This is a genomic window from Streptomyces hygroscopicus subsp. hygroscopicus (assembly GCF_001553455.1).
Taxonomy (GTDB): Bacteria; Actinomycetota; Actinomycetes; order Streptomycetales; family Streptomycetaceae; genus Streptomyces; species Streptomyces hygroscopicus.
In genome coordinates, this window is the sequence record NZ_BBOX01000011.1 from 16,906 (window position 1) to 41,243 (window position 24,338).

Genomic DNA, 24,338 nt, shown 5'->3' on the forward strand with positions numbered 1-24,338 from the left:
ACCCTATGCGCACACGCTCATCGGCGGCGGCGGAGCACGCGACGGCCCACCACGACGACGGAGGCGATCACCACGGCCGCGGCGGGCGCGGCCCAGCGCAGGGTGGCGCTGGTGGAGACGGTCTCGGGCGCGGGGACGGGGGCGTAGCGGCCGCGCGGCGGGGCGTGGTCCACCTCCTCGGTGGAGCGGCCGATCATCGTGCGGCGGGCGTGGGCGGCCTCGGCCGGGGGCTCGTCGTCCAGGTCATCGAGATCGCCGAGGTCGCCGAAGCCGACGGGCTCCGCGACGGCGTCCACGTCGTCCAGGCCCTCGAGGTCGCCGACGTCTTCGATGTCCATGTCATCGGCCGACAGCGGAAGCTCGGCCTCGGTCGGCAGCCCGGTCTCGTCGGCGGCCGCGGCCGCGCCCTCGTCCCCCGTGGCCTCGTCCCCCGTGGCCCCGTCCCCCGTGGCCCCGTCCTCGGTGACGGCGCTGATCGGGGACGTCTCCAGCCCGGCCGTGAGCGCCGCGGCGAACCGGTCCAGCAGGCGGCGGGCCACGCCGGCGGACACCTCCTGGTCGAACTCGGCCAGCCGCCCCTCGCTGTGGACCGTCCCGGAGCAGATCAGCTCCGTACCGCCCTCGACGGGCTTCGGCGTGAGGGTCAGCGCGAGCTTCACCGAACCGCCGCCGCGCACCTCGGTGCCCTCGCCCTCGATCTCGAAGACATCGGCGCGCCGGCCGATGCGCAGCGCACCGCGGTAGGTGATGGTGGACCCGCCGATGCGCAGCCGCAGCCGGCCGGCGAGCGGACCGGCGGCCTCATCGGCGTCCTGCTGGAGCCCGGGAACGCAACGGGCGACGCGGTCGGGCTCCGCGAGCGCCAGCCGGACGGTGTCGACGGGAAACGGAACGAACACCTCATGCTCCATAGCTCAAGACAGTACCCACCGCGGGTTCGCTGAGACCCGCTCCCGCGCAACTTTCCCCGCCCGGCGCGCCGCCCCCGCCGAGGTCCGGTAGCCCAAGGTCACCCGCACGCGTCTCACGTCCCGTACCGCGGATGCATCAGCGTGGAAGGGGGCAGCCCGGCCTCCCGGTGCCGCTCGGCCGCGCGGTGGGCCGCCCGCAGCCCCGGCTCCGTCAGCGAGTGCGGCCGGGGGCCGTGCCGGGCCAGCCGCAGCCCCACCGGGGAGCGGGCCGCCAGCACGAAGCCCCAGTCGTGCGGGCGGCCACGGCCGCCGGGGCGCGGGGTGTCGATCGCGTAGGGCGCCGTCCACAGCCCGGCCGACCGCACCGTCGCGTCCACCGTCCAGAACGCCCGGGGCCCGGGGCGCAGCGGCCCGGCGTGGACCACCAGCCGGCCCCCGGGCGCCAGCACCCGCTCGGCCAGTCCGTAGAACTCCTGGGAGTAGTACTTGGTGCTGGGGGTCAGCTCGGGGGCGGGCAGATCGCAGACCACCACGTCGTACGCCACCGGCCGGCGCAGCCAGTCGAAGGCGTCCGCGGTCACCGCGCGCACCCGCGGATCCCGGTAGGCGCCGCCGTTGAGCGCCGCCAGGTCCGGGTCGTGCCGGGCCAGCCGGACCACCTCCGCGTCGCGCTCCACGACGGTCACCGACCGGACGCCGGCGTACCGCAGGACCTCGCGCGCCGCGAGCCCGTCGCCCCCGCCCAGCACCAGGACCCGGCCGTGCGGTCCGGCGGCCATCGCCGGGTGGATCAGCGCCTCGTGGTAGCGGTCCTCGTCGCGTCCGCTGACCCGCAGCCGCCCGCCCAGGAAGAGGGACAGCGGCCGCCCGCTCGTGCCTCCCCCCGCGAGCACGATCTCCTGCTCGCCGGTGCGCAGCGCGACCCGCACCCCCGGTCCGTAGACGGCCTGCCGGGCGGCCCGCTCGAAGGAGGGGGTCAGCGCGGCGCCGGCGGCCAGCGCGGCGAGCACCAGCCCGTTGACGACGATCAGCGTCCACCGCGCCCGGACGCTCAGGTCGCGGCGGAACAGCCAGAGCACCAGCGCCCCGCCCGCGATCGCGTTGACCGCACCGGTGACCAGCGCGCCGGTCAGCTGCCCGAGGGCGGGCAGCAGCAGGAAGGGAAAGGCGAGCCCGCCGACCAGCGCGCCCACATAGTCCGCCGCGAACAGATCGGCCACCGCGCCGCCCGCGTCCTGTCGGCGCACCCGCTGGATGAGGGTCATCAGCAGCGGCACCTCGGCCCCGATGAGCACACCGATCGCGAACGAGAAGCCGACCAGCGCGGAGCGCGAGTGCCCCCACCACGCGAAGGACGCGTACAGCGCCATCGCCGAGCAGCCGCCGATGAGCGCGAGCACCGCCTCGACGGCGCCGAAGCCGACGGCGGCCCGGCAGCGCAGCCGCTTGGCCAGCAGCGAGCCGACGCCCATGGCGAAGACCATCACCGACAGCACCAGGGACGCCTGGGTGACCGAGTCGCCCGCCAAGTACGTGGCCAGCGCGACGAGTTCGAGTTCGTAGACGAGGCCGCAGGCGGCGCAGACGAAGACCGTGCCGAGCACGAGGAACCGGCCGAGCCCCGCCCGCACCGGCAGCCGCGCCGGAGGTGGGGGCTCCGGCGACGACAACGCATCCGAGACGGTGGACACCGGCGAATCGATCACAAAGGGAACGCTACGTCACATATCGCCGACGTCTCGTCCCCCGTGCGAGTGCATCGCCGTTCACACGTCTGGCATCGACGGCTTCCCGATCGCGTTCATCCGCATGGAACTTGGGGCGGCAGACCGTCCGACAGGCCGTCCGGCCCGCTGTCCTGGAGACCGTGCGACGGACCGCCCGGCCCGCCGTCCGGCGCGCCGCCCACCAGCCCGCCCATCTCCAGCCCGCCCGCGCCCGGCGGCCGGAGCGCGGCCGGCACCCTGACCCCCACACAGGTGCGGGTGGTGACCAGCCGCCCCTCCTGGGGATAGGCGTGCCAGGTCCGCCACCCCACCGTGCCCTCGTGCCACTGGGCGAGCAGCGCGGTGAACGCGTGCGGACTGCCGGGAAAGGTGCCGGCCAGACCGTGCGGATGGTCGGCCACCAGGGCGAGCAGCTCCTGCGCCCGCCCGGCGAAGGCCCCTTGCGACAACTCCTCGACGCGCGCCGCGAACTCGTATTCACGGCCGTCGACGAGTGTGGAAACCCCCAGCGGAAGCGGGGTGCTGTTGCCGGACATACAGGCCACGGTCTCCGAACAACGGCTGTCCTCCCCTTCGAGGAGGACCTGGTGCGAGGCGCCCAGAAGCCTCAACTGGACGGCGAAGCCATGGAGTTGAAGATCGAGTACGGCGAGGGCGGGAAGCGGTTCGCGCCCCAGGCCCCAGGCGAGATCGGCGGCGCGGGTATCGGTGTAGGCAGTCTTGAGGGTCGTGAGCATGGGTCGGCTCCGCAAGCGCGCAGTGGAAAGATGGGCCGGCTCGCCCCGCGGTGGACCAGGGGCATGCGCATAGGCCGGCTCGTGCCCACGTGGGGTCCGTAAGGTCGATGGTGGTATACGGAATCATGAAATGCTCGGCGCCACATCGTTTTTACCCACCTTCGCCGGGTTTCCACCCCCTAGGGCGCCTTCTAGGGCAAGTGTTCAACAAGCCCGCGCCCGGCGCACGTTGATGCGCCGGGCGCGGGCTCATCACTCCCACCGAAACCGTGGTCGTCGCCGACCGCGGACCACGCGTCGGGGTGGCCGTACGGGCCGGCCGTGCTCCACGACGGCGTGCCGGCCGTGGGGGCGGGCACACCGTGGGGTCACGCACACCGTGGGATCAGGCGCCCCCTCCGCAGCCACCACCGCCACCGCCGCCGCCCCCGCCGCAACCACCGCCACCGCCACCGCCGCAGCCGCCCCCGCCGCCGCAGCCACTCCCACCGCCGCAGCCACCGCCGCCGTGGTGTCCACCACCGTGATGGCCACCACCGCTGCCCCCGTCACCGGCCCACCAACTGCCGCCGGCCGTGCCCCCGGCACCCGCGTTCCAGGACCGCCTGCGCCGCCCGCCGTACCCCTTCGACCGACCGGCGCTCAACGCGGCGACCGCCGCGAACGTGAACACCAGGACCACGAAGATGACCACAGGACCCATGGTCCTCACTCCCCTTCCATCCCCCGTAGCGAGGTACCGTTCCGTACCCGTCGAGTCCCCTGCCCGACCCCGCCCGGATCGAAAGCGGAGTTGAGGAAGTCCAGAGGTTCGGCGGAGCGGCGGCGGGATGGCGTCACCCGGGTATCGGTGAGCTCTTCGACGCGTCCAGGGGCGGACGCGAAAGCGGCCCCGCGGCGGACTGACCGTCGGTCCACGGGGGTATTCGTCGCGCATGCACAGGAGCCGTGTGTACGCCGTTCTCATCGACGCGCCGAAGGCCGAGGCCGAGCGGGCGACCGCCTTCTGGTCGGCGGCTCTCGGCGTCACCGCCGAGCCGTTCGCGCCGGAGCCGCAGTTCACCGAGTTGCATCAGGCCCTGCCGGGGCTGGTCACCGCCGTGCAGGCGGTCGACGACGCGCCCCGTATCCACCTGGACATCGAGACCGACGACGTGGAGGCGGAGACCGCGCGCCTGCTCGCCCTGGGGGCCGAGCAGGTTTCCCGGTGGCAGGAGTGCCGGGTGCTCCGCGTTCCCGGCGGCCACCTGGTGTGCGTCCTGCCCGCGGAGACCGACCCCGAGACCTTCCGGGCACAGGCCAACGTCTGGCCGTGAGCGGCCCCCTTCGCCCGCGCCGCTCGTGGTGTCAGTTCCACGTGGTGCTAGTGGTGTTCCACCACGTGGTGCAGGTCGGCTTCCAGCGCCACCCGGTCCCAGCCGCCCAGCTCGGCGGCCGCCTCGTAGCTGGTCTGCAGGAACTCGCTCAGCGTCCGTTCCGGGTCGGGGGCGGTGGCGACCGCCTCGTAGGGCAGCAGGAACTCGCCCAGCTGCCGCTGGTACGACGCCGCCGCGGGACGGACCGGGTAGCCGGCAAAGCCGGGCGGCTCGGGATAGGCGTAGGAGTAGAAGCCGCCCTCCTCGCCGCCGCCGGGCCAGAAGCCGCAGCTGGAACACTCGAGGGAGTACGCCTCCCGCGTCACCCGGTCCGGCAGGTTGGGCACCCCGCCGGAGGGGTGCGGTGGCGCGGGCCGCCCGGAGAAGCGGGTGACGGCCAGGTCCATCGCCCCCCAGAAGAAGTGCACGGGGCTGGCCTTGCCGACGAAAGAGGACCGGAATTCCGCGAACGCCCGGTGGGCCCGGAGCAGCTGGCCCCAGAACAGGTGGGCGGCGTGCGGGTCGTAGGCGGCGTGCCGGTGGTCCTCGGCGAACGGGATCGCCGGGTCCACCTCGTTCGGCCGGGGGTAGATCCGGGTGTGGATGCCCAGCTCCCCCAGCGCGTCCATGATCTCGTTGTAGAACCGGGACACCGGTTTGGACTCCAGCGCCAGCTCGCGCCGGCTCCCGTCGCTGACCCGGATGCGCAGCCGGTGGTCCACGAAATCGAACTCGATGTCGAACGCCCCGGTCCGGTACGGGATCGCGGAGGTGCTCAGCCCCCGCGGGCTGACGTACAGGGTGACCTGCCACCAGTGGTTGGCCAGGGGTGCGTGGGCCAGCCGGACCTTGCCGACGATCTGGGTCCACATGTGCAGGGTGTCCCGGGTCTCGGTCCAGTCCGCCACCCGGAGCCGTGGCCAGCCGCCGGTCTGCCGTGTTGTCTGCTCGGCCATCTCGCCTCCCGCGGACCTCGCCGCTCCGGCAACGCGCCGTCGATGGCTTCCGGCCCGTCCGGGTACCCGGACACCGCCCGGCGAAAAGCACCTCTCCGTGAAAAGCACCTCCCCGGCGAAAAGCACCGGCCCGGCGAAACCCGGGGAAAGCCTCTGCCGAAGCCCCGGTGAGACCCTCCGCCGCGTCCGGGCCGGGAGGGGAGTTGAGGAAGGCCACGGGTTCGGCGGAGTATGGGCGCCATGGGACGACCGCCGCTGGGCCGCCGACTGGCCGCATTCGGGACCACGATCTTCGCCGAGATGTCCGCCCTCGCCGTGCGCACCGGCGCCATCAACCTGGGCCAGGGCTTCCCGGACACCGACGGCCCCGAGGAGGTGCGCGAGGCCGCGGTCCGCGCGCTGAGGGACGGCCGGGGCAACCAGTACCCGCCCGGCCCCGGCGTGCCCGAGCTGCGCACCGCCGTCACCGAGCACCAGCGGCGCTGGTACGGCCTGGACGTCGACCCCGACACCGAGGTGCTGATCACCGCGGGCGCCACCGAGGCCATCGCGGCGTCGCTGCTCGCGCTGGTGGAGCCGGGCGACGAGGTGATCGCGCTCGAGCCCTACTACGACTCGTACGCGGCCTGTGTCGCCATGGCGGGCGGCGTCCGCGTCCCCGTCACCCTCCGCCCGGACGGCGACATCTTCCGTCTGGACCTGGACGAGCTGCGCGCCGCCGTCACCGACCGCACCCGGCTCATCCTGCTCAACACCCCGCACAACCCGACCGGCACCGTGCTCACCCACGACGAGCTGGCCGCCGTCGCCGAGCTGGCCGTCGAGCGCGATCTGCTGGTGGTCACGGACGAGGTGTACGAACACCTCGTCTTCGGCACCGCGCACACCCCGCTCGTCTCCTTCCCCGGGATGCGCGAGCGGACCGTCACCATCAGCAGCGCGGGCAAGACCTTCTCCTTCACCGGGTGGAAGGTCGGCTGGGTGACCGCCGCTCCCGAGCTGGTCACGGCGGTGCGCTCGGCCAAGCAGTACCTCACCTACGTCTCGGCGGGCCCCTTCCAGTACGCGGTCGCCGAGGCACTGCGCCTCCCCGACGCCTATTTCGACGGCATCCGCGAGGATCTGCGGGCCAAGCGCGATCTGCTGGCCGACGGCCTGACCGACGCGGGATTCCAGGTCTTCCGCCCCTCGGGCACCTACTTCATCACCACCGACATCCGCCCCCTCGGCGAAACCGACGGCTTCGCCTTCTGCCGCTCCCTGCCCGAGCGCTGCGGAGTCGTCGCCGTGCCGAACGCGGTCTTCTACGACCACCAGGACCAGGGCTCCCCCTTCGTCCGGTTCGCCTTCTGCAAGCGGGAGAGCGTCCTCACGGAGGCGGTCGGGCGGCTCAAGGGGCTCGCCGCGGGCTGACACGCCCGAGCTGACGCGCCCGTTCCCGGATCGGCGTGCCTCCCGATCGGCTTCCCCAGATCGGCGTTCCCCAAGACCGGCGTTCCCCGGATCGGCGTTCCTCCCGCTCGGTCTTACCCAAGACCGGCGTTCCCCGGATCGGCTTCCCGCCGGGCTTCCTCCGGATGGACTTCCCGGGTCGCGGGCGGCCGCGCGCCGGTGGATGGTCGGTGTATCCGCCGAGCCCCCTGGCCCGTCCCCGCCCGGGGGCTCGGCGCGTGCCCGTCGCGTGCCCCGCACCGGAGGTTCCCGTGTCCACCGACCTCGCCGCGTCCACACGGCCCCCGGAGCCTCCCCGGCGGCCGGCCGGGCGGTGGCGGGCACTGGGGCGGGTGCGGGCGTCACTGGGGCGGGCGGGGGCGTCACTGGGCGGGGCGTGGCTCGCGCTCGGGGTGTACGCGGCGGTGCGGCTGGCCGGGGCCGGCTGCCTGGCGCTCTGGGCCTGGCGGACCGGCCGGGATCCGCACAGGCTGCTCGGCCGCCAATGGGACGGCCTCTGGTACGCGAGCATCGCCCGGCACGGGTACGGCACCGTGCGCCCCTCGGTCCACTACCCCGGCCGGGTCTTCAGCGATCTCGCCTTCTTCCCGCTCTACCCGGCGCTGACCCGCGCCCTCACCACCGTCCTGCCGCTCACCACGGTGACCGCCGCCCTGCTGATCGCCTGGGCCGCCTCGGGGATGGCGGCGTGGGGGGTGTACGCGATCGGGGAGCGGCTGCACGGGCGGCGGGTGGGCACGCTGCTGGTCGCGCTGTGGGGGCTGCTGCCGCACGCGATCGTCGAGTCCATGGCGTACACCGAATCGCTGCTGACCGCGCTGGCCGCCTGGTCGCTGTACGCGGTGCTGACCCGTCGCTGGCTGTGGGCGGGGACGCTCGCCCTGCTCGCCGGGGCCTGCCGGCCGAACGGGATCGCGGTGGCCGCCGCCGTCTGCTGCTGCGCCGCCGCCGAGATCGCCCGGCACCGGGCCCGGGTGTCCTGGCGGGTGTGGGCGGGGGCGGCGCTGTCACCGCTCGGCTGGCTGGGCTATATCGGCTGGGTGGGGGCCCGGCGCGGCACCTGGCGCGGGTATGTGGACGTCCAGCACGACTGGGGCTCGCGGTTCCGCCTCGGACCGGGCAGCCTCCGCTTCGCCCGCCATCTGCTGAGCGGTGACGACCAGCTGATCCGCTCCATGGTGCTGGCGGTCCTCGGCGCCGTGCTGATCTCCCTGGTCCGGTTCGCCCTGTGCCCGCCGCCGCTCGCGCTGGTCGTCTACACCCTCGTCCTGGTGGTCATCGCGGTCGGCGGCACCAACTACTTCGCCTCCAAGCCCCGCTTTCTGCTGCCCGCCTTTCCGCTGCTGCTCCCGGCGGCGCTGGCGATGGCGAGAGCCCGGCCCCGCACCGTCGTCCTGCTGGGCGGTGCGCTGGCCGGGCTCTGCTGTTTCTACGGCACGTACCTGCTGGCCGTGGCCCATGTCGCCATCTGACGACCGGGCCCGACGGGGCCGGGACGGGCGGCGGCGGGGCTCAGGCCCCGTCGTCGCCCGGCTTGTCGTCGCCGTCGGACTCGATATCGGCCTCCAGACCGAGCTGTTCGACCAGCCAGCGGTCGAACTCGATCGAAGCCCGCACCCAGCTGACCGTGCTGGACACGAAGTGCTCCAGGCTGACGCCGGTGCCGATCAGCATCTGCGCCTCGCCGATCAACCGGACCGTGCCGTCGTCATTGGTGTGGCTGTAGACCTTCGGCCACAGCGTGCGGCGGTTCCAGTCGTCGATCGCCTCGAGCAGCCGCGGCTTCTCGTCGATGCCGTGCGGCCGGTCGTAGAACGTACGGACGGAGAAGACCTGCTGCTCCTCCTCCCCGCGGAACATGAAGTAGGTGCGGAACTGCTCCCACGGCGCGGCGAGGTCCCCCTCCTCGTCGACGACGTACTTCAGCTCCATCTGCTCCAGCAGCTGCTTGACCAGATCCTGGTCGGGCAGCACAGGGCCGCTCGGACCCGTCGGTTCGGGCTCGGGCTGACCCCCGAAATTCGGAATCGAGGACGGGTCGATGCTCACCGTGGATTTCCCTTCGTATGGAATACCGCCATCCTCCCTCACACCCGCCCCCGCCGTGCAACCCCGGCCGCACATTGCCCGGTCCGGCGGAAAACCACCCCGGTGACCTACTGCGCCGGACCCACCAGGAGGCCGTCACCGCCCCGGTCCACCCGGACCTTGTCGCCGTCCCGGATCTCCCCGGCAAGGATCTCCTTGGCCAGCCGGTCGCCGATCGCGGTCTGGATCAGCCGGCGCAGCGGGCGCGCCCCGTACGCCGGGTCGTTGCCCTCCACGGCGAGCCACTCCAGCGCGGCCGGGGTGACGTCGAGGGTCAGCCTGCGGTCGGCCAGGCGGCGGGCCAGCCGGCCGATCTGGAGCTCGGCGATCCGGGCCAGCTCCGGATGGCTGAGCGCGGAGAAGACCACCAGGTCGTCCAGGCGGTTGAGGAACTCCGGCTTGAAGGAGGCCCGGACCGTCTCCAGGACGCTCTGCCGCTTCTCCTCCTCGCCGAGCAGCGGATCCATCAGGTACTGGCTGCCCAGGTTGGAGGTGAGCACCAGGATGGTGTTGCGGAAGTCCACCGTGCGGCCCTGGCCGTCGGTGAGCCGTCCGTCGTCGAGCACCTGCAGCAGGATGTCGAAGACCTCGGGGTGGGCCTTCTCCACCTCGTCCAGCAGCACCACGCTGTACGGGCGGCGGCGCACCGCCTCGGTCAGCTGGCCGCCCTCCTCGTAGCCGACGTAGCCGGGCGGGGCACCGACCAGCCGGGCCACGCTGTGCTTCTCGCCGTACTCGCTCATGTCGATGCGGACCATGGCCCGCTCGTCGTCGAAGAGGAAGTCGGCGAGCGCCTTGGCCAGCTCGGTCTTGCCGACGCCGGTGGGGCCCAGGAAGAGGAACGAGCCGGTGGGCCGGTCCGGGTCGGCGATGCCCGCCCGGGTCCTGCGCACCGCGTCCGACACGGCCCGTACCGCCTCGGTCTGGCCGATCAGCCGCTTGCCCAGTTCGTCCTCCATGCGGAGCAGCTTCTGCGTCTCGCCCTCCAGCAGCCGGCCCGCGGGGATGCCGGTCCAGGAGGCGACCACATCGGCCACGTCGTCCGGGCCGACCTCCTCCTTGACCATGGTGGTGCGGTCCTGCTGGACCTCCGCCTCGGCCTCCGACGCCTCGGCGAGCTCCCGCTCGACGGCCGGGATCTCCCCGTACAGCAGCTTGGAGGCGGTGTCGAAGTCGCCGTCGCGCTGGGCGCGCTCGGCCTGGCCGCGCAGCTCGTCGAGCTTCTCCTTGAGCTCACCGACGCGGTTCAGGCCCTGCTTCTCCTTCTCCCAGCGGGCGGTGAGCCCGCGCAGCTCCTCCTCCTTGTCCGCGAGGTCGCGGCGCAGCTTCTCCAGCCGCAGCTTGCTGGCCTCGTCGGTCTCCCGGGCGAGGGCCATCTCCTCCATCCGCATCCGGTCCACCGACCGCTGGAGCTCGTCGATCTCGACGGGGGAGGAGTCGATCTCCATCCGGAGCCGGGAGGCCGCCTCGTCGACCAGGTCGATGGCCTTGTCGGGCAGGAAGCGGGAGGTGATGTACCGGTCGGAGAGGGCCGCGGCGGCCACCAGCGCGCCGTCGGCGATCTGCACCTTGTGGTGGGCCTCGTAGCGCCCCTTGAGCCCGCGCAGGATGGCGACGGTGTCCTCGACGGTCGGCTCGGCGACCAGCACCTGCTGGAAGCGGCGCTCGAGCGCGGCGTCCTTCTCGATCCGCTCGCGGTACTCGTCGAGGGTGGTGGCGCCGACCATGCGCAGCTCGCCTCGGGCCAGCATCGGCTTGAGCATGTTGCCCGCGTCCATCGCGGAGTCGCCGCCGGCGCCCGCGCCGACCACGGTGTGCAGCTCGTCGATGAAGGTGATGATCTGGCCGTCGCTGGACTTGATCTCGGCCAGTACGGTCTTCAGCCGCTCCTCGAACTCACCGCGGTACTTCGCGCCCGCGACCATCGCGCCGAGGTCGAGGGCGACCAGGCGCTTGTCGCGCAGGCTCTCGGGGACGTCGCCCTTGACGATCCGCTGGGCGAGCCCCTCGACCACGGCCGTCTTGCCGACGCCCGGATCGCCGATCAGCACCGGGTTGTTCTTGGTGCGCCGGGAGAGCACCTGCACCACCCGGCGGATCTCCTGGTCCCGGCCGATGACCGGGTCGAGCTTGCCCTCGCGCGCCGCCGCGGTGAAGTCCGTGCCGAACTTCTCCAGGGCCTTGTACGTGCCCTCCGGATCGGGCGTCGTCACCCGCTGTCCACCCCTGACCTTCTCGAACGCGGCGAGCAGCTTCTTGTCGCTCGCCCCTTGCCGGCCGAGCAGCTCCCCGGCCTGGCCGCCCTTGGCGGCGATGCCGATGAGGAGGTGCTCGGTGGAGACGTAGTCGTCCCCGAGTTCCTTGGCCCGCTGGGCGGCGTCCGCGACCACGGCCAGCAGATCGCGGCTGGCCTGCGGCGGGGCCACGGTCGAGCCCTGGACGCTGGGCAGGGCGGCGAGCAGCCGCTCCGCGCCGTCGCGCACGACGGCCGCGTCGGCCTCGACGGCGGCCAGCAGATCCATGACGTTCTCGTTGTCCTGGCCCTCCAGGAGGGCGAGCAGGAGATGCGCGGGCGTCATGTCCGCATGCCCGGCGGACACCGCCCGGTCGTTGGCGGCGCTCAGCGCCGCACGGCTCTTGTTGGTCAGCTCGGCATCCACGTCCCTGTGCTCCTCCTCGCTCCGGATTGGCATCCTGCCCTACCCAACATCCGTAAAGTTGAGTCTATTCCACTCAACCTCGCGAACGCCACTCTTCTGGCCATAGGTTCTGGCCATGCCCATCGATCCACGCAACCCCGATCCCGAGTACCTCGCCTTCTGGCGCGAACGCCATCTGTGCACGCTGACCACCCCGCGCCCGGACGGCACCCCGCACGTCGTCCCCGTCGGCGTCACCTACGACCCCGGCGCGGGACTCGCCCGCGTCATCGCGGGCCGCCACAGCCGCAAGGTCGCCCATGTCCGGGCGGCGGGCGAGGGCGGCGCGCGGGTCGCGGTCTGCCAGCTGGCGGGCAGGCGGTGGGCCACCCTGGAGGGGCTCGCGGTGGTGCGCGCGGAGCCCGAGCTGATCGCGGACGCGGAACGCCGCTACGCCGAGCGCTACCAGCACGCCCCGCGCCCCAACCCCGACCGCGTCCTCATCGAGATCACCCTCACCCGGGCCATGGGCCGGGCGTGAGCGGCTGCCATGGGCCGGGCGTGAGCGGCTGAGATCTAGCTAGTCGCACTCCTCGTCGTCCCGGTGCACCTGCGCCCTGGGGTGCCGCAGCCGCAGCCACACATCGCGGGCGCGGCGCCCGGCCTCCGTACGGCTCTCGGCCACCGCCGTACGGGCCTCCTCCTCGGTCTCCACCATCGGCCCCGAGCCGCGCAGCGGCTTCCCCGCCGTCTCGTACAGGAAGAACGTGGCGACCAGGCCGACCACACCCGCCGCCATCAGGTAGTACGCGGGCACCAGCGTGTTGTGCGTGGTGGCCACCAGCCACGAGGCCACCAGCGGCGTCGTCCCGCCGAACAGCGACACCGAGATGTTGAACGAGATCGACAGCGCGCCGTAGCGCAGCCGGGTCGGGAACAGCGCCGGAAGCGTGGCGGCGCTCGTCCCCGCGAAGATGACCAGCAGCAGACCGAGGACCAGACAGCCGATGGCGGGCAGCAGGATGCCGCCCTCCCGGATGAGCAGGAACGCCGGCGCCGCCAGCACGATCAACCCCACGCTTCCGGCCATGAACATCGGCCTGCGCCCCCAGCGGTCGGAGCTGCGCCCCACCACGGTGATCGTCAGCGCGACGACGATCATGGTGCCGAGGACCAGCATCTGGGCGACCGTCGCCCGCTGACTGAGCGTGGAGGTCATGTACGTCGGCAGATACGACGTGACCATGTAGTTGGTGACGTTGTAGAGGAGCACCAGCCCCATGCAGATCAGCACCGCCTGCCAGTGCCTGGTGAAGATCTCCTTCAGCCGTCCCCTGCCGGACTGGCGTGCCTCCTCGACCGGGTCGGTGTCGCCGCGGGCGGCCGCCTCCTCCGCCGCCTCGGCCGCCCGCTCGGCCTCCAGCTGGAACGCCGGGGTCTCCTCCAGGCGCAGCCGCATGTACAGGCCGATCAGCCCCAGCGGACCCGCCACCAGGAACGGCACCCGCCAGCCCCAGGCCACCATCCCGTCCCCACCGAGGACGGCGGTGAGCACCGTGACCACACCGGAGCCCATCGAATAGCCGACGAAGGTGCCGAAGTCCAGCCAGCTGCCGAGGAACCCGCGGCGCTGATCGGGCGCGAACTCCGCGATGTACGTGGTCGCCCCGGCGTACTCACCGCCGGTGGAGAACCCCTGCACCACCCGGCAGGACAGCAGCAGCAGCGGCGCGGCGAACCCCACGGCGTCGTAACCGGGCAGCACCCCCACCGCGAAGGTACCGACCGCCATCATGATCATGGTGGTGGACAGCACCCGCCGGCGCCCGATCCGGTCGCCCAGCGGCCCGAAGACCAGCCCGCCGAGCGGCCGCACCAGGAACGCCACCGCGAAGGTGGCGAAGGTGGAGACCACCTGGGTGGCGGGGTTGTCGGCCGGGAAGAAGACCTTGCCGAGGGTGACCGCGACATACGCGTAGACGCCGAAGTCGAACCACTCCATCATGTTGCCGACCGCCGTGGCCGCGACCGCCCGCCGCAGCCTCGGCCGGTCGACGACGGTGACGTCCTCGAGGGACAGCGGCTCCTTGCGGCGGCGCAGCAGCGTCCGGATCATCCGGTCGGTACGGGCACTGCCGCGGGACCGGCCCCCGTGGTAGGGCCCGCGCGGTGGTGTCCGGCCGGTACTCATCTCGTCCCCTGCCGACGGCTACGAACCGCTGAGGGGCGTCGTGCGGATCATGCTGGGCTCCTGAGCTCCTGACGCCCGGACGCCGCTCCCGGCCCGCCTCAGGCGCCGGCGTGGCTCGACTTCGCGTACGTCTCCGCCATCTGCCCGGCGACGTCGTACACCACGGCCTGCTCATCGCCGACGACCCACGCGTCATGGCCGGGCGGGACCACATACACGTCCCCGGGCCCCACCTCGGTCTCCGCGCCCTCGGCCGTGCGCAGCCGCATCCGGCCCCGGACCACGACCCCGGTGTGCCGGACCTCGCACAGATCGGTCCCCGCGATCGGCCGCAGCGACTCGCTCCAGCGCCATCCGGGCTCGAAGGTGCCCACGGCGAAATCCAGCCCGGTCAGGTGCAGCGCTTCGATATGGCCCCCGGGAAAGTCACGCCGCTCATCCGGCTTCTCGATCGTCTTGACCTCCACCATGGCGGTACCTCCTCCCATACCTCCATGGTGCGCCCGGCGGGGCCCAGGGGCGCTTCGAGCACCTGGGCGTTCCCGCAAACCCCTTGCGCACCTTCAGCGCCCCGCTACGTTACGTATCGCGTCGCTCACCCAGCGAAGCAACCGGCCAGCCGGAAGCGCACCGCCCTGCCCGCAACTCAGCGCGGCGGCATCGACACCGGTCGGCCCGTCCTATCGCGCCAGCAAGAGGCCCGTATGCCCCTCGTCACGCCACCCTTCGCCCCGTTCGAGTACTGCCTCCACATCCCCCACGGCCCCCGGGCCGTCGGCGTGGCCAGGGCCTCCCTCCATACCGCCCTCACCGCCCATGAGCTGCCCGACCTGGTAGAGCGCGCCGAGCTGTTGGCGAGCGAGATGCTCACCAACGCCATCGTGCACGCGGGCGGCGAGGCGGATCTGCGGCTGAAGTGGTCCGCCGAGACGTTGCGGATGACCGTGTGGGACTCCAGCGCGGCCCGCCCGGTCTCCGCCCGCTCACGGCGGGCGGCGAGAGCGGACGAGGGCTGCACCTGCTGCGGCTGCTCGCCGACCGGTGGAGCCACTACCCATTGACGGGCGACCGGTGGGGGCCCGCCTCCAAGGTCGTCTGGTGTGAGATCAGCAGAACGCCGCCCACCGCGTGGGCGTAGGCCGTACGGTCAGGGCGCGGTGAGGGCGACGCGGCGGAACTCGACGGACTCGATGGTGACGCCGGGGGCCGAGCCGCCGAGCAGCGGGGCGGCGGCTCGGGCCCGCTCCTCGTTCTCGAACGTCAGGATCGACATGCCGCGTCCGTCCACGGGCTCCAGCCACTGGCCGGAGACGAAGCCAGGCGCCGCCGTGAGCTTCGGCAGGATGTCGTTCATGAGCGCGGCAGCGGCCGCGGGGGCCTGGGCCGGATCGATGGTGAGGGTGATGAGGGCTGCGTACACGGCAGGGTCCTTCCGGCGGCGGAATGCTTCGTTCAGCAGGTAGGACCCGGCGCCGCCCGGGAACTCATCGCGGCCCCTTCACTCACCCCTGACGTGGGCCGGTGATCTCCTCCGTGATCGCGAAACCCTTCGCCGGGCCCTCCGGGATCTCCACCACGGTGCCGTACGGGACCCGGGTCTCGGCCGCGTACGTCCCCTCGCCCGGGGAGGGAGACGTCAGCACGGTGACGGTGCCGTGCTGGTCGTGGTCGTCGATCAAGAGGTAAACGGGAATCCCGGCACCGGCGTAGGCCCGGCGCTTGCGCACACGGTCGCGCTGCTGGTTCTCGTGGCCGGGAGAGACCACTTCGACGACGAGTTTCACCGCTGAGGCGGCGAAGCCGAGGCCGTCCTCAGTGAGGTGCTCTTCGTCCTCCTCGGGAGCGATGAACAGGTCGGGTACCCATGCCTTCAGGCCATGGATGACGTTCCAGTCATGGTGGACCGCGTAATCGCCCTCTTCCAGGTATTTCTCGAGCAGCCGCCGCAGCCGGTTGATGATGCGGGCGTGGCTGGAACGTCCGGTCGGCGACACTTCAATGAACCCCTCGACAATCTCCGCGCGAAAGCCCTCAGGGAGTTCCAGGGACTTCCACGCCTGCCACAGGGCCTCATCGAGCGAGATCGGGGACATGGCCTCGGGCACCTCCGTCGTCGTAGGCACCTCATGGGCGATTGCGGTCACGGCGCAGCACCTCCTCCTCGAGTGTGGGCCAAGAGTGCCCTGGCGGCACAGGCAACCCACACGCTAGGGAGGCGAGTGTCCTGACAGCCCGGGTTCGGGCGGTGAGCCACTCGAACGGATGAGTCAGCAGACGGGACCGTCCATGCGCCTGGCACACGGCAGGCCCGGCAACCGAAGACCGGTTACCGGGCCACTCGATCAGGTGAACGGTGCCGCTAGTCCGTCCGCTTGGCCTTCGGCCGCCACACCACCAGGGCGCTGCTCTGCTGGACGTCCTGGTAACGGACCAGGTCACGGCGGTAGGAGGCGTGGACCTGGGCCTCTCGCTGCTGCATGGCCGTCGCGGCGCCCTCGACCGCGGCCTGGAGCTCGGCGACACGGGCCTGGAGGGCCGCGACCTGGTTCTCCAGTTCGATGATGCGCTTGATCCCGGCGAGGTTGATGCCCTCGTCCTGGGACAGCTGCTGGACCTGGCGGAGCAGCTGGATGTCGCGTGCGGAGTACCGCCGGCCACGGCCGGCGGTACGGTCGGGGGAAACCAGGCCGAGGCGGTCGTACTGACGCAAGGTCTGCGGATGCAGCCCGGAGAGCTGAGCGGCCACCGAGATGACGTACACCGGCGAATCCTCGGTCAGCTCGTACGGGTTACGGGGCCGGCCGGCGCCCCTGCCTCCGATTCCTCCTCGGCCGTCCATCTCAAGCTCCCTTCGCGGCCTTGAACAGCTCCGCCCGCGGGTCCTCTCCCGCGGTCGCCTCGCGATATGACTCCAGCGCGTCCCGCGCCTTGTCGTTCAGGTCTCTCGGCACCGTGACCTCGACGGTGACCAGCAGGTCCCCGCGGGTGCCGTCCTTGCGCACCGCGCCCTTGCCCCGGGCACGCATGGTCCGCCCGTTGGGTGTGCCGGGCGGCAGCTTCAAGGTGACCGGCGGGCCGCCCAGGGTCGGGACCTTGACCTCGCCGCCGAGCGCCGCCTCCGGAAGGGTGACGGGCACGGTGACGGTCAGGTTGTCGCCCTTGCGGCCGAAGACCGGATGCGCGTCCACGTGCACGATCACGTACAGATCACCGGCCGGGCCGCCGGTCTCGCCCGGGGCGCCCTTGCCGCGCAGCCGGATCCGCTGCCCGTCGCTGACCCCCGCGGGGATCCGGACCTGCATGGTGCGGGCGGAACGGGCCCGTCCGCTGCCCTTGCAGGTCTCGCACGGGTTCTGCGCGATCAGCCCGCGGCCCCGGCACTCCACGCACGGGTCGGTGAGCGAGAAGCCGCCCCCGCCGCCCCGGGTGACCTGGCCGGTGCCGACACAGGTCGGGCAGACCCGCGGGGTGCCGTTCTGGTCGCCGGTGCCCGAGCACGCCTTGCACGGGGCCTGGCTGGACATCCGCAGCGGGACCGTGGCCCCCTCGACGGCCTCGGTGAAGCTGAGCGTCACCTCGGACTCGATGTCCTGGCCCCGGCGCGGCTGGGCGCGGGTGGCGCCGCCGCGGCCGAACAGCCCGCCGAAGACGTCCCCGAGCCCGCCGCCGAAGCCGCCGGCGCCACCGCCACCGCCCTGGCCACCGCCGAAGAGGTCGCCCAGGTCGAAGTTGAAGCTGCCGGTGGAGCCCGCTCCGCCCGGCCCGGGGCGGAATCCCCCGTTGCCGAAGAGGGTGCGGGCCTCGTCGTACTCCTTGCGCCGCTTGGGGTCCCCGAGGATGTCATTGGCCTCGGAGATCTCCTTGAACCGCTCCTCCGCCTTGGCGTCGCCCTTGTTGGCGTCCGGGTGGTACTCGCGAGCGAGCTTCCGGTACGCCTTCTTGATCTCCGCCTCGGTGGCGTCCTTGGGGACGCCGAGGACTTTGTAGTAGTCCTTCTCCACGAAGTCCTTGGTGCTCATCCCCGACGTCCCTCCTTTCCTGCTGTTCCCGCGGTCGCCGTCACGTCAGCCCTCTTCCGGGCCACCGCTCTCCTCGTCCGGCGCCGCGGCCTCGCCTTCGCCGCCCTTGGCGGGGGTGGCTCCCGGCTGGGGCTCGGCGACGGCGACCCGCGCCGGGCGGATCACCCGCTCGCCGATTCGATACCCCGGCTGCAGAATCTGCACGCACGTGGTCTCGGTGACATCCGGCGCGTAACTGTGCATCAGGGCCTCGTGCACCAGCGGGTCGAAGGGCTCGCCCTCCTTGCCGAACTGCTGCAGACCCAGCTTCGCCACCACCGTCTCCACCGATTCGCCGACGGACTTGAAGCCGCCGACCAGCTCGCCGTGGTCACGGGCCCGGCCGATGTCGTCGAGGACGGGCAGCAGCTCGGACAGGAGGCTCGCCACCGCGATCTCCTTGACCGTCACCCGGTCCCGCTCGACCCGGCGCCGGTAGTTCTGGTACTCCGCCTGGAGCCGCTGGAGGTCGGCCGTCCGCTCGTTGAGCGCGGTACGCACCTGGTCCAGCTGTGCCTGAAGGGCTACCTGCTCGAGGTCCCCGGCCGGGGCTGCCGGGCCCGCCTTGTTGTCGGCGGACCCGGCGCCCTTCGCCGCGTCGTCGGGGGTCTGCGCGGCCTCGGAGGGGACGTCGGGCTGCTCCTCGAAGCCCGGGGTCTCCTCCGTCACGCGGCACCACCCTTACCCTTGTCGGCCTTGTCGTCGTCGACGATCTCGGCGTCCACCACATCGTCATCGGCCTTGGCCTGGCCCGCGGCGCCGGCGTCACCGGCGGCACCGGCCGCGGCCGCGCCGTCCGCCGAGTTGGCGTACATGGCCTGGCCCAGCTTCTGGCTGACCGCGGCGACCTTCTCGGTCGCGGTGCGGATCTCGGCGGTGTCCTCGCCCTTGAGCTTCTCCTTGAGCTCGGTGAGGGCCTCCTCGACCTCGGTCTTGACCTCGGCCGGAACCTTGTCCTCGTTGTCCTTGAGGAACTTGTCCGTCTGGTAGACCAGCTGCTCGGCCTGGTTGCGGGTCTCGGCGGCCTCGCGGCGCTTGTGGTCCTCCTCCGCGTACTGCTCGGCCTCGCGCATCATGCGGTCGATGTCGTCCTTCGGCAGCGCGGAGCCGCCGGTGACGGTCATCTTCTGCTCCTTGCCGGTGCCGAGGTCCTTCGCGCCGACGTGCATGATGCCGTTGGCGTCGATGTCGAAGGTGACCTCGATCTGCGGCACGCCGCGCGGGGCCGGGGGCAGACCGGTCAGCTCGAACATGCCGAGCTTCTTGTTGTACGCCGCGATCTCGCGCTCGCCCTGGTAGACCTGGATCTGCACGGACGGCTGGTTGTCCTCGGCCGTGGTGAAGATCTCCGAGCGCTTGGTCGGAATGGTCGTGTTGCGCTCGATCAGCTTGGTCATGATGCCGCCCTTGGTCTCGATGCCGAGGGACAGCGGGGTGACGTCCAGCAGCAGGACGTCCTTGACCTCACCCTTGAGGACACCGGCCTGGAGGGACGCGCCGATGGCGACGACCTCGTCCGGGTTGACGCCCTTGTTGGCCTCCTTGCCGCCGGTCAGCTCCTTGACGAGCTCGGCGACGGCGGGCATCCGGGTGGAACCGCCGACCAGCACCACGTGGTCGATCTCGGACAGCGAGATGCCCGCGTCCTTGATGACGTTGTGGAACGGGGTCTTGCAGCGCTCCAGCAGGTCGGAGGTGAGCTGCTGGAACTGGGCGCGGGTGAGCTTCTCGTCCAGGTGCAGCGGGCCCTCGGCGGACGCCGTGATGTAGGGCAGGTTGATGGAGGTCTCGGACGAGCTGGAGAGCTCGATCTTCGCCTTCTCAGCGGCCTCGCGGAGGCGCTGCAGGGCCATCTTGTCCTTGGACAGGTCGACGCCGTGGCCGTTGTTGAACTGCTTGACCAGGTAGTCGACGACGCGCTGGTCCCAGTCGTCACCACCGAGGTGGTTGTCACCGTTGGTGGCCTTGACCTCCACCACGCCGTCGCCGATCTCCAGCAGCGAGACGTCGAAGGTGCCGCCACCGAGGTCGAAGACCAGAATGGTCTGGTCGTCCTTCTCCAGCCCGTAGGCGAGCGCGGCGGCAGTAGGCTCGTTGACGATACGCAGGACGTTGAGGCCCGCGATCTCACCGGCTTCCTTGGTGGCCTGGCGCTCGGCGTCGTTGAAGTACGCCGGGACGGTGATGACCGCGTCCGTGACCTTCTCACCCAGGTACGACTCGGCGTCGCGCTTCAGCTTCTGCAGGATGAAGGCGCTGATCTGCTGGGGGTTGAAGTCCTTGCCGTCGAGGTTGATCTTCCAGTCGGTGCCCATGTGGCGCTTGACCGACCGGATGGTGCGGTCCACGTTCGTGACCGCCTGGCGCTTGGCGACCTCGCCGACCAACACCTCGCCGTTCTTCGCGAACGCCACAACGGACGGCGTGGTCCTGGCGCCCTCGGCGTTGGTGATGACGGTGGGCTCACCGCCTTCGAGAACACTGACGACGGAGTTCGTCGTACCCAGGTCGATGCCGACCGCACGTGCCATTTCGGGATCCTCCAGCTACAGCATTGAGTGGAACAGACTCAAGCGTGCCTGAACCGCTTGCCGCTGTCAACAGACCTGAGTCGAGAGGGCTCAACTTTTATATGAGCCTTACAGCCAAGGGATGATGGAGGAGGTGGAGGTGGGCCAGGTGAGCGACACAGATCACCGGCTCGTCGTCTACATGGGCCCCCGTCCGGGCGGGTAATCTCGGTCAAGCCACATTAAGTTACTGCTTAGTAATCCAGCTCTCGCAGGTTCGAGGAGCCCCATATGCAACTCGCCGCGATCATCGTGTCGCTGGTCCTCACCGCGGTCGGCGTTGCCCTGCTCGGCCGGGCCGTCGCGCAGTTCGTGCGCTTCTTCAAGCTCGGCGCGCCGGTCCCGGCGGGGGCCAGGACCGACAACCCATGGCAGCGCAGCGTGACCCTGGTCCGGGAGTTCCTCGCGCACACCCGTATGAACAAGTGGGGTGTCATCGGCGTCGCCCACTGGTTCGTGGCGATCGGCTTCCTGACCCTGCCGCCGACCATCATCAACGCCTACGGCCAGCTCTTCCAGGCGGACTGGACGCTGCCGGTCCTCGGCGGCTTCCTCCCCTACGAGCTGTACATCGAGTTCATCGGCACGATGACCACGCTGGGCATCCTGACGCTGATGGTGATCCGGCTGCTGAACCTGCCCCGCCGGGCCGGCCGCAAGTCCCGGTTCGCGGGCTCCACCGCGTGGCAGGCGTACTTCGTCGAGTACGTCATCCTCATCATCGGCGTCGCGATCATGGCGCTGCGCGGCACGGAGGGCGCGCTGCACCACGTCGACTCCTACGAGCCCGCGTACTTCGCCTCGTATCCGCTGGTCCAGCTCTTCAACGGGCTCAGCGTCGACACGGTGCAGAACCTGACCTACCTGTTCGCGATGGTCAAGCTCGGCACGACCATGATCTGGATGATCACGGTCAGCACCAACCTCGACATGAGCATCGCCTGGCACCGCTTCCTCGCCTTCCCCAACATCTGGTTCAAGCGCAACGCGGACGGCGACGTGGCGCTCGGCGCGCTGCAGCCGATGGTGAGCGAGGGCAAGCCGATCGACTTCGAGGACCCGGGCGAGGACGACCAGTTCGGCGTCTCGCAGATCGAGCACTTCTCCTGGAAGGGCATCCTCGACTTCTCCACCTGCACCGAATGCGGCCGCTGCCAGTCGCAGTGCCCCGCCTGGAACACCGGCAAGCCGCTCTCGCCCAAGCTGCTGATCATGGCGCTGCGCGACCACAGCCACGCCAAGGCCCCCTACCTGCTCGCCGGTGGCGGCAAGACCGCGGAGGGTGCGGAGAAGGCGAGCCAGGAGCAGCTCGAGGACGTCCCCGCGGCGGCCCTGGCGGAGGCCGAGCGCCCGCTGATCGGCACGCTCGAGGAGAACGGCGTCATCGACCCGGACGTGCTGTGGTCCTGCACCACCTGCGGTGCGTGCGTCGAGCAGTGCCCGGTGGACATCGAGCACGTCGACCACATCGTGGACATGCGCCGCTACCAGGTGATGATCGAGTCCAGCTTCCCCAGCGAGGCGGGCACGATGCTCAAGAACCTGGAGAAGAAGGGCAACCCCTGGGGGCTGGCCAAGAAGCAGCGGCTCGCGTGGACCAAGGAAGTCGACTTCGAGGTGCCGGTCGTCGGCAAGGACATCGAGGACCTCACCGAGGTCGACTACCTGTACTGGGTCGGCTGCGCGGGCGCCCTGGAGGACCGTGCCAAGAAGACCACCAAGGCATTCGCCGAACTGCTGCACATCGCGGGCGTCAAGTTCGCGATCATGGGCGGCGACGAGGCGTGCACCGGCGACTCCGCCCGCCGCCTGGGCAACGAGTTCCTCTTCCAGCAGCTGGGCCAGCAGAACGTCGAGATGCTGAACATGGCCTTCGGCGAGGACGCCGACGAAGGCGTGGTGGTGGAGAAGGCCAAGAAGAAGATCGTCGCGACCTGCCCGCACTGCTTCAACACCATCGCGAACGAATACCCCCAGCTCGGCGGCGAGTACGAGGTCATCCACCACACCCAGCTGCTCCAGCACCTCATCGACGAGGGCAAGCTGGTCCCGGTCACCCCGGTCGAGGGGCTGATCACCTACCACGACCCCTGCTACCTGGGCCGCCACAACAAGGTCTACACCCCGCCGCGCGAGATCATCGCGAAGGTGCCGGGGCTGCGGAACGAGGAGATGCACCGCCACAAGGAGCGCGGCTTCTGCTGTGGCGCGGGTGGCGCCCGGATGTGGATGGAGGAACGGATCGGCAAGCGCATCAACAACGAGCGCGTGGACGAGGCCCTGTCCCTCAACCCGGACATCGTCTCCACCGCCTGCCCGTTCTGCCTCGTGATGCTCACCGACTCCGTCAACGGCAAGAAGAACGACGGATCGGCGAAGGAGGACCTCCAGGTCGTGGACGTCGCCCAGCTGCTCCTCGACTCGGTGAAGACCCCGGCCGAGCCGGAGGACGGCGGCAGGACCACCGAGGAGCCGGCGCCGGCCCCGGTCAAGTAACCCACAGCCGGGCCGGTGAGGTGACCGGTCCAGCTGCGGTCGGGTCACCGGCCCGGCTTCGGTCGGATGACCGGTGCAGCTGCGGTGAGGTAACCGGCCCGGCTGCGGTCAGATGACCGGCCCGGCTGCGGTCGGGTAACCGGTCCAGCCGCAGTCGGGTCACCGGCCCGGCCGCGGAGCGACGCGGCGGCCCGCGCACGGAGAAGCCCGCCCACGGAGTGCCCGTGGGCGGGCTTCCCGCTTGCCGACGGCCTTACGGCGTCGTTGGCGTCGCCCGTACGGCGTACGCGTTGCCCTTACGGCGTGCATGTCGCCGTTACGGCGCATCCGTTGCCCTCACCAGGCACCTCTTGCTCCTACGGCATACGGGGTGCGGCGTGCGGCATGCGGGGTGCGGCGTGCGCCGGGCGGCGTACCTGTGCGCCCTACGGCGCACCTGCTCGCCCGTGGCCGACCGAACCGTCAGCGACCGGCCGGCCGTAAGGGCAACAAGTGAGCCGTTGGGGTGACCGTCTGGATCTCACGCCCGGGGCTTGCCGTGCTTCGACGGCGGCAGCGCCTGCTCGGTCCAGATCACCTTGCCGTCCGCGGTGTAGCGGGTGCCCCATCGCTCGGCGAACTGCGAGACCAGGAAGAGTCCCCGGCCGCCCTCGTCCGTCGTTCCCGCGTACCGCAGATGCGGGGAGGTGCTGCTGGTGTCGGAGACCTCGCAGATCAGGGCGCGGTCGCGGAGCAGCCGCACCCGGATCGGGCCGGTGGCGTAGCGGATCGCGTTGGTGATCAGCTCGCTGAGGATGAGTTCGGTGGTGAACGCGACATCGCCCAGATCCCACTCCGCCAGCTTCCGGGCCACCGCGGCACGCACCTCGGCGACCTGCTTGGGATCGGACGGCACCTCCCAGTCGGCGGTCAGGCCGGGTTCCAGCGCCCTCGTACGGGCCACGATCAGCGCGATGTCATCGCTCGGGCGGTCGGGCAGCAGCGCGTCCAGCACCGCCGTACAGGCGTCCTCGGGCGTCCGGCCGGGGTGGGCGAGCGCGTCACGCAGCATCTCCAGCCCCGTGTCGATGTCCCGGTCACGCTTCTCGATCAGCCCGTCGGTGTAGAGCACCAGCTGGCTGCCCTCGGGCAGCTCCACCTCGGCGGTCTCGAACGGGA

Annotated in this window: 20 protein-coding genes and 1 pseudogene; 6 read left to right on the top strand and 15 right to left on the bottom strand. The window is 71.3% G+C overall.

Annotated elements, in window-relative coordinates; genetic code table 11:
* Nucleotides 1-17: 17 nt before the first annotated feature.
* From AXW62_RS02290 to AXW62_RS02300, 3 genes and pseudogenes are all read right to left on the bottom strand, one after another.
* Complete coding sequence (locus AXW62_RS02290) at nt 18-911, bottom strand: SRPBCC domain-containing protein (RefSeq protein WP_060942998.1); 894 nt, start codon at nt 909-911, stop codon at nt 18-20.
* A gap of 113 nt (nt 912-1,024) precedes the next feature.
* Complete coding sequence (locus AXW62_RS02295; protein ID WP_252368475.1) at nt 1,025-2,617, bottom strand: polyamine aminopropyltransferase; 1,593 nt, start codon at nt 2,615-2,617, stop codon at nt 1,025-1,027.
* 242 nt (nt 2,618-2,859) lie between these two features.
* Nucleotides 2,860-3,375, bottom strand: a pseudogene (locus AXW62_RS02300) (DUF2617 family protein); the annotation flags it as partial.
* Between the two features lie 935 nt (nt 3,376-4,310).
* On the opposite strand from AXW62_RS02300, the gene AXW62_RS02305 reads away from it, so the two are divergent.
* On the top strand, nt 4,311-4,691 hold the full coding sequence (locus AXW62_RS02305; RefSeq protein ID WP_060942999.1) for a VOC family protein: 381 nt from the start codon (nt 4,311-4,313) through the stop codon (nt 4,689-4,691).
* Between the two features lie 47 nt (nt 4,692-4,738).
* On the opposite strand, the gene AXW62_RS02310 is transcribed toward AXW62_RS02305, so the two are convergent.
* On the bottom strand, nt 4,739-5,686 hold the full coding sequence (locus AXW62_RS02310) for a DUF5996 family protein (RefSeq protein ID WP_060943000.1): 948 nt from the start codon (nt 5,684-5,686) through the stop codon (nt 4,739-4,741).
* A gap of 231 nt (nt 5,687-5,917) precedes the next feature.
* Here AXW62_RS02310 and AXW62_RS02315 point away from each other — a divergent pair, with 231 nt between their 5' ends.
* Both AXW62_RS02315 and AXW62_RS02320 read left to right on the top strand, forming a co-directional pair.
* Complete coding sequence (locus AXW62_RS02315) at nt 5,918-7,099, top strand: pyridoxal phosphate-dependent aminotransferase (protein WP_060943001.1); 1,182 nt, start codon at nt 5,918-5,920, stop codon at nt 7,097-7,099.
* 290 nt (nt 7,100-7,389) lie between these two features.
* Nucleotides 7,390-8,610 (top strand): putative hexosyltransferase, encoded by a 1,221-nt coding sequence (locus AXW62_RS02320; RefSeq protein WP_174556342.1) that lies wholly within the window; start codon nt 7,390-7,392, stop codon nt 8,608-8,610.
* 40 nt (nt 8,611-8,650) lie between these two features.
* Here AXW62_RS02320 and AXW62_RS02325 read toward each other — a convergent pair whose 3' ends face one another.
* Together AXW62_RS02325 and clpB are read right to left on the bottom strand one after the other, a co-directional pair.
* Complete coding sequence (locus AXW62_RS02325; RefSeq protein WP_030836195.1) at nt 8,651-9,187, bottom strand: YbjN domain-containing protein; 537 nt, start codon at nt 9,185-9,187, stop codon at nt 8,651-8,653.
* Between the two features lie 107 nt (nt 9,188-9,294).
* Complete coding sequence (clpB, locus tag AXW62_RS02330) at nt 9,295-11,886, bottom strand: ATP-dependent chaperone ClpB (protein WP_060943002.1); 2,592 nt, start codon at nt 11,884-11,886, stop codon at nt 9,295-9,297.
* Nucleotides 11,887-12,001: 115 nt separating this feature from the next.
* On the opposite strand from clpB, the gene AXW62_RS02335 reads away from it, so the two are divergent.
* Complete coding sequence (locus AXW62_RS02335; RefSeq protein WP_060943003.1) at nt 12,002-12,406, top strand: pyridoxamine 5'-phosphate oxidase family protein; 405 nt, start codon at nt 12,002-12,004, stop codon at nt 12,404-12,406.
* A 39-nt stretch (nt 12,407-12,445) separates the two neighbouring features.
* Here AXW62_RS02335 and proP read toward each other — a convergent pair whose 3' ends face one another.
* Nucleotides 12,446-13,981, bottom strand: a complete 1,536-nt coding sequence (proP, locus tag AXW62_RS02340) for a glycine betaine/L-proline transporter ProP (protein ID WP_060943004.1) — start codon at nt 13,979-13,981, stop codon at nt 12,446-12,448.
* 173 nt (nt 13,982-14,154) lie between these two features.
* A complete protein-coding gene (locus AXW62_RS02345) occupies nt 14,155-14,526 on the bottom strand; it encodes a cupin domain-containing protein (protein ID WP_060943005.1) in 372 nt (123 codons plus the stop codon).
* A gap of 234 nt (nt 14,527-14,760) precedes the next feature.
* Here AXW62_RS02345 and AXW62_RS02350 point away from each other — a divergent pair, with 234 nt between their 5' ends.
* Nucleotides 14,761-15,117, top strand: a complete 357-nt coding sequence (locus AXW62_RS02350) for an ATP-binding protein (RefSeq protein ID WP_060943006.1) — start codon at nt 14,761-14,763, stop codon at nt 15,115-15,117.
* 86 nt (nt 15,118-15,203) lie between these two features.
* Here the strand turns inward: AXW62_RS02350 and AXW62_RS02355 are convergent, their stop codons facing one another.
* From AXW62_RS02355 to dnaK, 6 genes are all read right to left on the bottom strand, one after another.
* Entirely contained in the window at nt 15,204-15,476 is a 273-nt protein-coding gene (locus AXW62_RS02355) for a hypothetical protein (RefSeq protein ID WP_060943007.1), read from the bottom strand.
* Nucleotides 15,477-15,558: 82 nt separating this feature from the next.
* Nucleotides 15,559-16,200: a Uma2 family endonuclease gene (locus AXW62_RS02360; RefSeq protein WP_060943008.1), complete on the bottom strand. Its 642-nt coding sequence runs from the start codon at nt 16,198-16,200 to the stop codon at nt 15,559-15,561.
* Nucleotides 16,201-16,415: 215 nt separating this feature from the next.
* Nucleotides 16,416-16,895 carry a heat shock protein transcriptional repressor HspR gene (locus AXW62_RS02365; RefSeq protein WP_051886440.1) on the bottom strand — a complete coding sequence of 160 codons (480 nt, stop codon included), beginning with the start codon at nt 16,893-16,895 and terminating at the stop codon, nt 16,416-16,418.
* 1 nt (nt 16,896) lies between these two features.
* Nucleotides 16,897-18,075 carry a molecular chaperone DnaJ gene (gene dnaJ / locus AXW62_RS02370; RefSeq protein WP_060943009.1) on the bottom strand — a complete coding sequence of 393 codons (1,179 nt, stop codon included), beginning with the start codon at nt 18,073-18,075 and terminating at the stop codon, nt 16,897-16,899.
* A 45-nt stretch (nt 18,076-18,120) separates the two neighbouring features.
* Nucleotides 18,121-18,783, bottom strand: a complete 663-nt coding sequence (gene grpE / locus AXW62_RS02375; protein ID WP_030836233.1) for a nucleotide exchange factor GrpE — start codon at nt 18,781-18,783, stop codon at nt 18,121-18,123.
* Nucleotides 18,780-20,645, bottom strand: a complete 1,866-nt coding sequence (dnaK, locus tag AXW62_RS02380; RefSeq protein WP_060943010.1) for a molecular chaperone DnaK — start codon at nt 20,643-20,645, stop codon at nt 18,780-18,782. Before dnaK ends, grpE begins: the two co-directional genes overlap by 4 nt.
* Before the next feature lie 270 nt (nt 20,646-20,915).
* Between dnaK and AXW62_RS02385 the strand changes: the two genes are divergently transcribed.
* Nucleotides 20,916-23,180 (top strand): (Fe-S)-binding protein, encoded by a 2,265-nt coding sequence (locus AXW62_RS02385; protein ID WP_060943011.1) that lies wholly within the window; start codon nt 20,916-20,918, stop codon nt 23,178-23,180.
* A 520-nt stretch (nt 23,181-23,700) separates the two neighbouring features.
* Here the strand turns inward: AXW62_RS02385 and AXW62_RS02390 are convergent.
* Nucleotides 23,701-24,338: SpoIIE family protein phosphatase (locus tag AXW62_RS02390; protein ID WP_159060790.1), on the bottom strand; the 638-nt coding region annotated here is incomplete at its 5' end.

What these genes read in the sequence shown, in the direction of transcription:
- AXW62_RS02290 (WP_060942998.1), bottom strand. Translation starts at nt 911, where the DNA reads ATGGAGCATGAGGTGTTCGTTCCGTTTCCCGTCGACACCGTCCGGCTG.
- dnaK (WP_060943010.1), bottom strand. Translation starts at nt 20,645, where the DNA reads ATGGCACGTGCGGTCGGCATCGACCTGGGTACGACGAACTCCGTCGTC.
- AXW62_RS02385 (WP_060943011.1), top strand. Translation starts at nt 20,916, where the DNA reads ATGCAACTCGCCGCGATCATCGTGTCGCTGGTCCTCACCGCGGTCGGC.
- AXW62_RS02335 (WP_060943003.1), top strand. Translation starts at nt 12,002, where the DNA reads ATGCCCATCGATCCACGCAACCCCGATCCCGAGTACCTCGCCTTCTGG.
- proP (WP_060943004.1), bottom strand. Translation starts at nt 13,981, where the DNA reads ATGATCCGGACGCTGCTGCGCCGCCGCAAGGAGCCGCTGTCCCTCGAG.
- AXW62_RS02350 (WP_060943006.1), top strand. Translation starts at nt 14,761, where the DNA reads ATGCCCCTCGTCACGCCACCCTTCGCCCCGTTCGAGTACTGCCTCCAC.
- dnaJ (WP_060943009.1), bottom strand. Translation starts at nt 18,075, where the DNA reads ATGAGCACCAAGGACTTCGTGGAGAAGGACTACTACAAAGTCCTCGGC.
- AXW62_RS02365 (WP_051886440.1), bottom strand. Translation starts at nt 16,895, where the DNA reads ATGGACGGCCGAGGAGGAATCGGAGGCAGGGGCGCCGGCCGGCCCCGT.
- AXW62_RS02310 (WP_060943000.1), bottom strand. Translation starts at nt 5,686, where the DNA reads ATGGCCGAGCAGACAACACGGCAGACCGGCGGCTGGCCACGGCTCCGG.
- AXW62_RS02305 (WP_060942999.1), top strand. Translation starts at nt 4,311, where the DNA reads ATGCACAGGAGCCGTGTGTACGCCGTTCTCATCGACGCGCCGAAGGCC.
- AXW62_RS02315 (WP_060943001.1), top strand. Translation starts at nt 5,918, where the DNA reads ATGGGCGCCATGGGACGACCGCCGCTGGGCCGCCGACTGGCCGCATTC.
- AXW62_RS02345 (WP_060943005.1), bottom strand. Translation starts at nt 14,526, where the DNA reads ATGGTGGAGGTCAAGACGATCGAGAAGCCGGATGAGCGGCGTGACTTT.